Genomic DNA, 11,415 nt, shown 5'->3' with positions numbered 1-11,415 from the left:
GCGAACGCGTCACTCACTTTGGTCTACATACAAATCTTCGCATCCCAGCAGGGCTTCGCCATTGAGCACGAGCAACCCCTCTTTACTGCACCCGAGCATTAAGTCGCGATAACAACCCGCCACCCCCATCGGTTCGAGCAGTTCGTCGCGACGCAGTGCCACCACATGCTCGATGCCGCTGACTCGAATCGCAAATTCAGGTCGGTCGCGACCTAGCACCAGGACCTGCAATTTTTGTTCGTCGTCGGCGGAGATGCCAAGCAGTTTTCCCAAGTCGATCACCGTCGTGACTTCGCCGCGAAGATTCGTGACGCCCACAAAGTGGGGCTCGAGTTGAGGAATCGGAGTGATCGCATTGGGGCAGGTCAACTCGAGCACGTATTCCGAGCCAATCGCAAACTCTTCGCTGCCGATACGAAATCGCACCACTTCAAGGACTTCGCGGTTGTCAAGCGTTTGGTCTGGAACGCGGGCAAGTTGGCGGGCGCGTTCGTCCAGGACTTGAGCGGATTGTTCCGGGGTCAGACTGTCGGTATCAAGCAGCGTTTTGCCAGCTTCTTCGAGACGACGTTTGGCATCATCCCAGTCGAATACTTTGGTGAGTTTATTGTCAGCTGCAATCATGGTGTTTTCGCAAGCAGAGCTCGGATTTTTGTCATCTGCGATTCGGCTGCCGCCGCAGTCACCGCCGCTGTGTCCTGTTTAGAAAAGGGGATCAAAGTCTGAGGATCTTGTTGGTTACACAATTTCAGCGCAGTCTCGAAATGACGATAGGCAATCTTCCATTGTCCTCGCCTGAATTGGATCGAGCCAGCTAAAAATTGGGACATCACGTCACTTCGGTCCAAAAACAAGGCCCGCCCAATCGCACGTGCGGCTTCGTCAAGTTGGTTGGCATCCATCAGCAATCGGGCACGCAAATAATGCAATTCCGTCGCGAGCGGATGGTTCGCAACCGCTTCGCTACACGATCGAAGTGCCGCTGCGGCGTTCAGATGAGCTTGGCCGCGAATATGAATCACGCAGGCGTCAGGGTGCTGACGTTGATTCTCGGTTAAACGAACCGCCGCTGCGTAATCGCCGGCGGCAAGCGCCCCGCGAGCCTCTGCCATCACGCGTGAATGGAGAGGCATCTGCGACGGGGACTGCCGAGGCGAGGGGGCCACTGATTTGGCCGGTTCCGCAGCCGGTGGCAACGATTTCGCCTTGGCTGAGCGGGGGGAGTTGATGGGCCTCGAAACATCCGATTTCGGCTTAATTTCTGTCTTGGATTTCGTCACCCCTGCCGCTGCGTTTTGTCTCGTCGCATTGGGGTTGCTGCGTTGGTAGAACGTGCCATATTGCGTGGTAATCGCGGCGAAGTCGCTGGAGTGAATTAGCGAAGGGTCTCCCGAAGCTGTGATCAACCAACCACCGGGAACCAAACACTCATACAACCGGCGTGCAATTGCATCAATGGTTTCGCGTTGAAAATAGATCAACACATTGCGGCACAAAATTAGGTCAAAGTTTCCGATTCCGGCACTGCGATTCGGATAGTTATCCGATGCCAGGTTTAGCAATTGAAAGCGAACATGCCTGCGAACCTGTTTACTTAATTCATAACGTTGGTCGTGCTTCGCGGAATGCGTTTGCACCAAATATTTTGCGACCTGTGACATCGCACCGCCACGAAAGGACCAATCCCGATAAGATGCTCGCCGCGCTTTGGCGATCGATTGGATCGACAGATCGGTGCCCAATACATCCAGTTGCTGCGACTCTTGTTGACACAGAATCGCAAGGGAATAGGCTTCTTCGCCGGAGGCGCACGCCGCAGACCATGCTCTCAGGATCGTGGAATCGCCGCGACGTGAACGGAGTTCGGGAATAATTCGATGGCGGATGAAATCGAATTGCTTGGGCTCACGGAAAAAGTAGGTCTCGCCCACCGTGATCTCATCGACCAATTCGTTGTATACCTGAGGGTCCCTCTGTATCGCGGCAACAAACGCTGCGGAAGTTGTGATTCCGAGACGTTGCATCAGTAGCAATAAGGTGCGCTGGATCGATTGTGTTTGGTCACTGCGAAACGAAATGCCGGTACGCTGCTGGATAACGGTAAGGACATGGCTCAGTTCGCTGTCGTTCACCTCGCGGGCTCCATCACGAGGTGTATTCGGTAGCGACGACCGATGCCGCGAGTTCCAGCACGTCTTTCATGGCGTTCTCAGAATACAGCCTCGTCGGATCAAGTACTTGAACGACGCCCAACTGCGTTTTGGCGACCGTTCGCAAAAAGCGGGGAGAATGGCTCGTTTCCGATCGGGCATGGTCGCCCTCCGCTGTGTTTTCGCCCTCCGCTGTGTTTTCGCTGCCCGCTGTGTTTTCGCTGCCCGCTGTGTTTTCGCTGCCCGCTGTGTTTTCGCTGCCCGCTGTGTTTTCGCTGCCCGCTGTGTTGCCGCCGACGGTGGTGTTGCCGCCTGACGCGGTGTTGTCGCCAGTGTTGTCGTCGCTGCGGACTCGTATTAGGTCGACGGCATGGTCGACGTGCCAAGCGATTTCGCAGCATCCAACTCTCATCACAATCAAATGATCGGTCGTGCGAATCTTTGCGTTGCCAAGTCCCAGCAGTTGTTTCGTATCGAGAACGGGCATCACATGTCCGCGTAGATTGACCAAGCCCATCACTCCATCGGGCGCTTTGGGGACAGGCGTGAGCGAGACGGCTCGCAGCACTTCACGAACAAAGTGAGTTTCAACGCCAAAGTGGCGTTGTTCGCATTGAAAGACAAGGATTTCAAGTTCCATGGGCGTCGACTCTTACGGTCCTCCTGAAAAAAACGAACTCCGACAAAGAGGACTTCCGGCCTGTCATTCTACACCCCTTGATCAACATCCGATGTTAGAATTTAAGCTGGAGTGCAGGTTTTAAGGATTGGCGATTTAGGGACAGAACACGGGATTAACCTTCAAGGGCGACGAGCCATGGAGCGTGCGATGAAAATCTTGATTGCCGACGATGATCCTGTTTCTCGACGGTTGCTGCAGAGCTATCTCGAGAAATGGGAGTATGAAGTGACGGTCGCCAAGGATGGTAGCGAAGCGTGGCAATGTTTCCAGAACGACGACTTTTCGCTGGTGATTTGCGATTGGATGATGCCCGGGATCGATGGTCCTGACTTGATCCGCCGGATTCGCGCGGCGCGGGATCACGCTTATGTCTACGCGCTGTTGTTAACGGCAAAGTCCAAGAAGGGAGACTTGGTCGAAGGCATGGAGTCGGGAGCGGATGATTTTATTAGCAAGCCGTTCAATCACGACGAGCTGCATGTCCGGCTGAGAGCGGGCGAACGGATCATCAACCTGGAACGCTCGCTACGGGAAACTCAAGAAGCTTTGAGGAAGTCGCAGCATGAGTGAACTGGACCAAGCCGATCTGCTTGACACCCGAGGCAAGGCGCTGCGAACGAATCTTGATTCGCAGCGTTATGGCACGTTTGCCGAGATCGGGGCGGGGCAAGAGGTGGTGCGTTGGTTCTTTCGTGTCGGCGGAGCCGCCGGGACAATCGCCAAAAGTATTTCGGCCTATGACATGGCAATCAGCGATGCTTTTTATGGCACTTGCGATCGCTATGTTTGTCGTCCTCGTTTGCAAAGTATGTTGGATTACGAATTCGAGCAAACGCTCGACAAGCTTGGACCCACTCGCGGCGATACGACTGCGTTTTTTGTGTTTGCCGATACCGTCTCGGCCCGCAATTTCAAAGGCACCAACGAGTGTCATGGCTGGATGGGCGTCAAACTGCAAGCTGTGCCTGGCGATGAACCCAGCCAAGTGATCATTCATGTGCGGATGCTCGACGGAGAAAATTCGCAACAACAGGAAGCACTCGGCGTGGTCGGAGTCAATCTCGTCTATGCCGCCTGCTTTCTAAAACATGATCCTGACCAATTTGTCCGATCGCTGCTGGATAATTTGACCGTCGATCGTATCGAGATCGACATGATCGAGTTTTCGGGGATCGCGTTTCGTCAAGTTGACAACCGCGTGATGAGCATGAAGTTAGTCGAGCTCGAGTTGAGTAATGCGGCAATGTTTGCGGCCGATGGAACGGTCCTGCAACCATCCGAAGTGCTTTACAAGAAGCCGATTCTTGTCGAACGAGGAAGCTTTCGTCCGGTCACCCACGTCAACATCGACATGCTTCGCTGTGCTCGCGAACAATTTTCCGCCGAGCTCGGAGACGATGCAGGCGAGATCGTTCAGCTGACCGAAATGACGCTGAAAAATCTGTTGACCGACGGTGCACTGGATTATTCTGATTTCATCGCGCGAATCGAATTGCTGGCCGCCGAAGGCATGATGGTCATGATTTCGGATTATTTTGAATACTACCGGCTAGCCGCCTACTTGGCTCGCTTCAGCCGGAATCGGATCGGGATCACGATGGGAGCCTCGAGCCTGCGGGAACTGTTTAATGAAAAGTATTACACCGAACTGCAGGGCGGGGTGCTCGAATCGTTTGGGCGATTGTTCAAGAGCGATTTAAAGCTGTATATCTATCCGTTTGTCGATCCGGAAACCGGTGACTTTACCGCGGTCCAGAATCTCGAAGTCGCCCCAAATCTTCGTAAACTGTACGAGTACCTTGTCGAACGAGGGTGCATTGAACAGTTGAGTAGTTTCAATGATGCCTATCTGTCAATCTTCTCACGCGATGTGTTGAAGAAGATCGAGGCCAAGGATCCGACATGGGAAACGATGGTTTCCGAACACGTCGCCGCAATGATCAAAGAGCGGCGTTTCTTTGGTTATCGTCCGTAGTCACACGTGAGTTTCGCTACCGCGTTACGACCACTTCTTAAAACGTTTCGGGAACCTCGTGGCCTTGGATCGATGCGTTGGCTTTGTGAATTTGAAGATCGATGCTGAACGTCGCCATCTTTACCGATCCGTCCAACATCAGCACGTTCCATCCGGCCGGGTGAGCACTGCCAAAATCATGGCACACCAAACAATCGTTCATGCGGTCGAGCATCGGAGGCCGCACGGCGTAGCGAGCATAAGTGCTAGGCGTGTCGTCATCGCGGGGGTCACCGGAAATTGGCATTTGGTCGCCTTGGCAAACGCCCGTGCTGTAGTTGTTGGGATCCATTGCCTTTTCACCCACCGCGTAGGTGACGCTCAGTCCGTCTAGGACATCCCGCGCCCGAGTAGATCGGCCCAATTGCCAAGCACCGCTCTTTTCGACTTGGACCATGCGATCGCTGAAGACGTCGCTGGGGTCAAGTTCACTGCCGCTGCCTGCGGAAATGGCATAGTCGGTGCGTGCCGCCTCGTTGCCGTAATGGGCTTGGTAACGTGGCATCATCGGATACGGCTGAGCATCGCGACGCGACGGGCAGTGCAGCATTGGGATTGCCGACTGGATTGTGGCAATTCGCTCGGAGGTCAAAGTTGCGTTCGGTGTTTCAGCGAACCGAGACAACTGGGCTGCCAATTCATTCTGTTCTGAATAGGCCAGCGTTTGCGCGATCCAGTTCGCACCTGCCATCGCCAGTTTCGGTTGATTGCGATCGGGGAAGATGACCAACTGCGGATTGGCCTCGCCGGCATAGCCAGGAAATTGGCGAAATCCGGTCGAGTAATTGTGAAAGCTGAGCCCGATTTGCTTCAAGTGATTTTGGCACTGGACGACCCGTGCCGCTTCACGAACCGACTGGACCGCCGGTAACAATAGTCCGACCAGCACCCCGATGATTGCGATCACAACCAGCAGTTCGACGAGCGTGAACGCACGATGGTTGGCTTGTCGCATGGCACTGCCGCGGGGGTGAATTGATAAGAGATGGGAATCGCGGTTGCGTTTGGATGCCAATGACACAAGGACGCAGGTTCCTAGGGCATCAACGATCAAAAGCCTTTTTACTATAAGGGTCGCTACCCCAATGTCGCAAGCATTTTTTCGGGGGCGAAACGGCCGCCGAAAGCTGTGCGGGCACTACACCCGCGAGACGTTTTCAGTGATTCTGGCCGCGATCGCACGAGCCACGAGTTCATCAGGTCCCAGATACGACGACAGACGGATTTCGACGTCGGGGAATTTTGTCTGCGTCTGCGTCACGATCTTTTGAATCGCTTGGAACAAGCGGCCATCAAATAACAGATGAGGATGAATTAAGATTTGGCGGTGGTGTCGTGCCTGTTGCTCGAGCGTTTCCGCGAACCGCGGCTTCGCCATCGCATAAAACGAGGTCGATGGATTGGCGATGCCCAGCCGCTGAGAAACCACTTCGCTTAACACTCGCATGTCGGCCTGGGCACACGGATCGTGGCTGCCGCGACCGACCATCATCAACATGATTTCGTCTTCAGGCTGGGCAAGCTCATCACGTGCGGTGCGCAAGTGACTGCAAACCAAATCCACCAGTGCCGCTTGCCGCGAGATGGGGCGTGTGTGTGAAAACGTCACATGCGGAGTTTCCGCTTGGCACTTTCGCACCAAGTCCGGAATGTCCTGTTTGGCATGTCCGGCAGCAAATAGCAACAGCGGAGCCACGCGGATTTCGGTGACGCCTTGGCTGACCAACCGATTCCACGCTTCGGGGATCGTCGGTTGCTGGAATTCGAGCAAGCAGGGTTGGACCTGCATCGAGGGAAGATGTTTTTGCAGCTTTTTCGAAAGCTGGAAAAACTGCTGCGTGCCGACCTCGTCTCGCGTGCCGTGCCCCACTAACAAGACGCCATGCGGTTTAGCGTCTTGCTGAATTGGATTCGGCGAGGCAGGTCGAAGGTCAGGCACGGTACATTGTCAGACGCGATAATTGACAGACGCGGTGATTGTCAGACGCGACTAGTGCACGACGTCCGATTTTGCGAAACCTTCTTTTTCCAGAGCGGTCAAAGCTTGGCCGACATCGAAACCGGGCTTGTAGTGCACGATGACTTGTCGATTGTCGATGATGCCTTCTTCTTTCTGGGCTGCCAATTCCACGGTATCAACCGCTTCGGTGTTTTCCAACAGTTCTTTGACACGTGGGTAACACGATACCGAACAGTGCATTTCGGGAACCGCAAGCGTCAGGGTTCCTTCGTCGGCCATCACGGCGGTGGACACTGTTTCGGTTGCCGCGCTGGCCACTTCGTTGGCCGCTTGTTCTGACTGAGGGGGCATCTTTGCCACAGCCACCATGATGATAACGGCAGCTAGGGCTGCGATCGCGTAAGCAATTCCACGCATGAAAAGTCTCTCTGGAAAAATGGTAAATCGTTAAAGGGATCGTCGAAAAGATTGTTCTGACTGTAACGTGCCCGCTGCCCGCGACAAGATCAACTGTTCGTTTTCACGCTCGGGTCATCGGCCACATTGACCCACACGTGGACGTGAGGGGCACCCCGATAGTGCCACACAAATGCGGGGCCTTCAAGACGCCAATTGTCCCAAACCTTGTCATTGCCGATGTCATTGTCTTGGTAGAACGACAATTCACAGGCTTCGAGGCCTCCCTGGCTCTTCAAACAGCGGACCACTTCATCGCGATCACTTTGACGATACATTTCGACCAGTTTCTGCAAAACGGTTTGCAGGTGGGCTTGTTGGTCCCCAGACATGTCGGACACCGGCAATCCGGTTCGCTTGCCTTGTTTGCCACGGAAATGAACGTTTTGTTCTCTTGGCGTCTTCGCGACCAAAGCTTCTTTTTGTTGTCGTCCGTCGAGCATTTTGTAGAGGTCGTTTGCCGCGACGGCTTGATCCCAAAATACATTGTCGATGTGTTTGGCACCCTCATTGAACTCCGGCGCGTGGCCATAGAAAATCGGCCCGCCAAAGGCCACATGGTCAGTCGAGTCGCCGTCGCAACGCAGCGTCATGTGGCGACCGGTCATCACCATTTCGAACTTGCCTTTACCAGGAGTCCCAAAAATAGCAATCGATTGTTCGTTTCCGAATCCGCCAGCGTCATCTTCGAGTTGTTGATAGTAACGCTCGTGCCAATCGGGATGAATGATCGATTCAAAGGTTTGCTTGATCAAGTCGCGTTGTTCTTCGCTATAGAAGTCGTCGTTGATCTCGTGTTTGGTGATGTTCCAGTTGTTGGCAACAAACGTTCGCAGCAGACCTCGTTTTGGATCGTGGTGATCCCAATCGAAACAAACATCGCCACGTTGTTTTTCGCTGAGGGTTTCATACAGACGACCGACCAAGGTTTCGGCGGTGGGCGTTGATTCGGCAGCTTTGGCTGCAGAGGAAAGCAGCGGGGCAGCTGCGGTACCCGCGATCGCGGCGCCTGCGATCGCAGCGGAGCTATGTCCCAGAAACTGACGACGGTTGACGGAGTGGGGATCGTTCATTGCGTAGTCCATGAAGGTATGGGAGAGAGAGGTGGGGCGAAGGCGGGCTCGAAGCCGAACTTCGATATTATAGGGGGCCTCGTCTGGCGGAGGAAAGCAAATGCGGTCGGCAAATTTGTGGAAAAGCAAAACAAAACGCCGTAGGTGAAACGATTCTCCTACGGCGTTTGTCATGCATTTTAGGTGGATTTAGCGAGATGCTAGCTCTTCACTGGTTTTCGCATCTCAATTTCATAGCCTTCGCGATAGGGGCGAGCCAAGAAGCTGTTGGCTTCCTCGTCGCCCACGATTTGCTCGGCGGAATCGTCCCACTTCAAATCGCGGCCCAAGCGAGCGGTGATGCCCGCCAAGTGACACACGTTAAGCATTTCCATGTGCGAATGCACATCCGAAATCGGTTCTTTGCGTTCGCGAACACAATGCAGGAAGTTGGCCCAGTGTTGTTTGCGGCCGTTGTGTTCCATCGGCAATCCCTTGTAGACCTTGGAAATCGCATCTTCGGGCAACGGGTTGCTCGCCAAGTCCTCGACGGGTTTACCAACCAATTTGCCCCGATTGACAAAGATTTTGCCTTGGGTTCCCGTGATCAAGACACCATTGTCCGTGTCGTTGCGGATGATCATTTCGGTATTCCCAGGATACTTCACATTGAACTGGAATCCGGTCGCGGTGTTGTAGCGGTCGTTTTGCACAGGGAATCCGTCTTGGAAATCGACGGGATGTTTCGCGGTTCCGCTGATTGACAGTGGGCCTTCGGTTTGACCGTTTAGCTTCAGTGCCCAGTTACAAATGTCGACATGGTGAGCACCCCAGTCGGTCAGTTTTCCGCCCGAGTATTCGTACCACCAACGGAATTCGTAGTGGCAGTTGGTGTGCGCTTGCTTGGCCTTTTTCATGTAGCGGTAATCCACCTTCGGCGCCGGGCCGAGCCAACGGTCCCAGTTTAAGTTCTCTGGCACTTCGGCAACCGGGATCTCAGGACTTGTGGGAGCGCCACCGATTGCAGCTTGAACCTGAGTGATTTTTCCGAGTCGGCCTTCGGCCACCATCGCCATCGCTTTGACGAACAAGTGGAACGTGCTTCGTTGTTGCGTGCCGACTTGGACAATCCGCCCGGTATCCTTTTGCACCTTGCGGATCAATTTGCCTTCGTCGATCGTCAGCGTTAGCGGTTTCTCGCAGTACACGTCTTTGCCAGCCAACATCGCTTCGACAAGCGGTTTGGTGTGCCAATGATCCGGCGTGGCAATGTGGATGACGTCGATATCATCGCGATCGAGGATTTCCCGATAGTCTTCGTAGACGTCGGCCTTGCCATCAGAAAATCTCTTGCTGAATTTGTCGGAACGTCCTTTATCGACGTCCGCGACCGCAACCACATCCAACCATTCTTTGGCCGAGTCGATGTTCCCCGTTGCCATTCCACCGGCACCGATCACACCGATTGTCATGCGATCGTTTTTGGATTGTGTTTCAGCCGCTTGCGTTTTAGAGCTGCTGAAAAAGTAGGGGGCCGAAGTCGCCGCACCCACCGCAGCACTGGTTTTTAAGAATTCACGTCGTCCATTGGCTTGGAGGGAACGCTCAGTAGAGGGGGCATTTTCGTTGCGATTCATTGGGTATCAACCTGTCTGGTTTGATGAACTCGAGGAGTTTTTGTTGTTCCGGCAGTATATCTCAATTCGCTTACGAGTGAATCTGATTGGGCGTGAATGCCGCAGACGGGCGGTTTTCTGCGGTTTTGAAAGACCTTCGGGGCCTCCGCCAGGCGGGGCTTCATACCAAGCCAGAGCGTCAGTGGCCGGGCGGGGGTGTCAGTGGGGAGAGAAGTCTCGTATTGCGGTTTCGGTTATCCGAAGTCTAGCGGCTTTTTGACCGTTTTTGGTGGAGAATGGGTGGCATCTGCTATCGAGAGGCTCGGCGTGATACACTTAGAGATTGACATTTCGAAGCATTCTTTCCGTTTCTTAAACTCTTTACCGAGCCACGCGTCCATGACTTTTCAATCCCACATCCAAGCTTTGGATGCTGCGATCGCCGAACGCAACGCAAAAGAAATCCGTTCTATCCTGCTTGGACTTGATTTCGTGCTAATCAACATCGACGACGAAGACGAGGGCGACGGTGACGAGGAAAGTATGGGAGCATTGACGGCTGAGATCGAAGACGCCGACGTGTTGGTGGCCTTCAGCTCCGAAGAGAACGCGGGGCTGTTTGTCGGGGAAATGGGAGATTTGTTCAGCGAAGAAGACGAAGTGCAGGGTTTTGTCGTCGATGGCGAGACGTTGCTCGAGTTTCTTCCCGAAGGATTCGGTTTGCTGATCAATCCGGAAACCGAATACAAGCAAATCATCGATCCTGAGCTCGCCACCGAGATCCTCGAACTTGGCGAACCGGCCTAGAGGAATTTGCTTTGCCAGTGGCTCAGAGTGCGCGTCGGTCGTAGCGGAGGTCGCCAAGACTTTCGGTCGATGGTTCCAACGATCCGCATTCCGCGCACGCGTTTCGCTCCCCCTGCCAACCATCTTTGCCGGTTCCGAAATCCACGTTCCCGACGTGGTTTAGGGATCGGAAGGTCAGGACCTAGCTGGCTTGCTTGGGCTTCACCAGGCAGTGGAATCCAACACACGGTTCTTCGTCTTCTCGCTCATCACTCGCCGCTTGCAGCAGTTCTTGGACTTGCTGCATGCGAGCCGGGTTCAATGCCGCCGAAACCACTCGCTGTTGGCCATCGTCGCCGATTACGACGGTGGTGATCACGGCGACCGTGTCTTCGTGTTGGAGCGCCGTGATGATGTGCTCGCCCACCTGTTGTTCGGCGTTTTTGATCGTGGTGACAAATTGAGCCATTTGTTGCGAGTCGACATCGTTTGTTACATTTCCCCCTCGCGGCCGTGATTTTTCGGTGATCTGGCTCTCGATCACCGATTCATCGTCGTCGGGCTGCTCATCGTTGTTTGGAGTGGGAGCCGAGTGGGATCCGTTCATAGGTAAAGTCCAAAGTTGCTATCAATAAGAACTGAGCGAATTCGTTACGCTCCACCGTCTCGCCTCGCTGGATCGGGCGGCGACAAGATTTC

The 11,415-nt window shown here is 54.2% G+C and carries 12 protein-coding genes; 3 read left to right on the top strand and 9 right to left on the bottom strand.

The window, feature by feature from the left end; translation table 11 throughout:
• Window positions 1-9 precede the first annotated feature (9 nt).
• Genes ABD971_RS19140 through ABD971_RS19130 form a run of 3 tightly spaced genes read right to left on the bottom strand, consistent with a single transcriptional unit; the run spans window position 10 to window position 2,790 of the window.
• Window positions 10-624, bottom strand: coding sequence for a chemotaxis protein CheW (locus tag ABD971_RS19140; protein WP_345324667.1), 615 nt, complete (start codon window positions 622-624; stop codon window positions 10-12).
• A complete protein-coding gene (locus ABD971_RS19135; protein ID WP_345324665.1) occupies window positions 621-2,132 on the bottom strand; it encodes a CheR family methyltransferase in 1,512 nt (503 codons plus the stop codon). Before ABD971_RS19135 ends, ABD971_RS19140 begins: the two co-directional genes overlap by 4 nt.
• Before the next feature lie 13 nt (window positions 2,133-2,145).
• Complete coding sequence (locus ABD971_RS19130) at window positions 2,146-2,790, bottom strand: chemotaxis protein CheW (RefSeq protein ID WP_345324663.1); 645 nt, start codon at window positions 2,788-2,790, stop codon at window positions 2,146-2,148.
• Window positions 2,791-2,979: 189 nt separating this feature from the next.
• Here ABD971_RS19130 and ABD971_RS19125 point away from each other — a divergent pair, with 189 nt between their 5' ends.
• Both ABD971_RS19125 and ABD971_RS19120 read left to right on the top strand, forming a co-directional pair.
• Window positions 2,980-3,402 (top strand): response regulator, encoded by a 423-nt coding sequence (locus ABD971_RS19125; RefSeq protein WP_339938268.1) that lies wholly within the window; start codon window positions 2,980-2,982, stop codon window positions 3,400-3,402.
• The gene (locus ABD971_RS19120) at window positions 3,395-4,807 is read left to right on the top strand and encodes a TonB-dependent receptor (protein WP_339938270.1); all 1,413 of its coding nucleotides are present in this window, start codon (window positions 3,395-3,397) and stop codon (window positions 4,805-4,807) included. Before ABD971_RS19125 ends, ABD971_RS19120 begins: the two co-directional genes overlap by 8 nt.
• A 37-nt stretch (window positions 4,808-4,844) precedes the next feature.
• Here the strand turns inward: ABD971_RS19120 and ABD971_RS19115 are convergent, their stop codons facing one another.
• From ABD971_RS19115 to ABD971_RS19095, 5 genes are all read right to left on the bottom strand, one after another.
• Window positions 4,845-5,801, bottom strand: a complete 957-nt coding sequence (locus ABD971_RS19115) for a DUF1559 family PulG-like putative transporter (RefSeq protein WP_339938272.1) — start codon at window positions 5,799-5,801, stop codon at window positions 4,845-4,847.
• Between the two features lie 183 nt (window positions 5,802-5,984).
• Window positions 5,985-6,785: a sirohydrochlorin chelatase gene (locus tag ABD971_RS19110; protein WP_345324661.1), complete on the bottom strand. Its 801-nt coding sequence runs from the start codon at window positions 6,783-6,785 to the stop codon at window positions 5,985-5,987.
• Between the two features lie 51 nt (window positions 6,786-6,836).
• Window positions 6,837-7,223 (bottom strand): heavy-metal-associated domain-containing protein, encoded by a 387-nt coding sequence (locus tag ABD971_RS19105; RefSeq protein ID WP_339938276.1) that lies wholly within the window; start codon window positions 7,221-7,223, stop codon window positions 6,837-6,839.
• Window positions 7,224-7,312: 89 nt separating this feature from the next.
• Window positions 7,313-8,335, bottom strand: coding sequence for a DUF3500 domain-containing protein (locus tag ABD971_RS19100; RefSeq protein ID WP_339938278.1), 1,023 nt, complete (start codon window positions 8,333-8,335; stop codon window positions 7,313-7,315).
• 200 nt (window positions 8,336-8,535) lie between these two features.
• A complete protein-coding gene (locus tag ABD971_RS19095) occupies window positions 8,536-9,951 on the bottom strand; it encodes a Gfo/Idh/MocA family oxidoreductase (protein ID WP_345324657.1) in 1,416 nt (471 codons plus the stop codon).
• 378 nt (window positions 9,952-10,329) lie between these two features.
• Between ABD971_RS19095 and ABD971_RS19090 the strand changes: the two genes are divergently transcribed.
• A complete protein-coding gene (locus ABD971_RS19090) occupies window positions 10,330-10,737 on the top strand; it encodes an SseB family protein (protein WP_339938282.1) in 408 nt (135 codons plus the stop codon).
• 181 nt (window positions 10,738-10,918) lie between these two features.
• On the opposite strand, the gene ABD971_RS19085 is transcribed toward ABD971_RS19090, so the two are convergent.
• Window positions 10,919-11,323, bottom strand: coding sequence for a hypothetical protein (locus tag ABD971_RS19085; protein WP_345324654.1), 405 nt, complete (start codon window positions 11,321-11,323; stop codon window positions 10,919-10,921).
• Window positions 11,324-11,415: the final 92 nt, after the last annotated feature.

Source organism: Novipirellula rosea (assembly GCF_039541335.1).
In the GTDB taxonomy this organism is placed as follows: Bacteria; Planctomycetota; Planctomycetia; order Pirellulales; family Pirellulaceae; genus Novipirellula; species Novipirellula rosea.
This window is presented reverse-complemented; position numbering and strand designations above follow the sequence as displayed.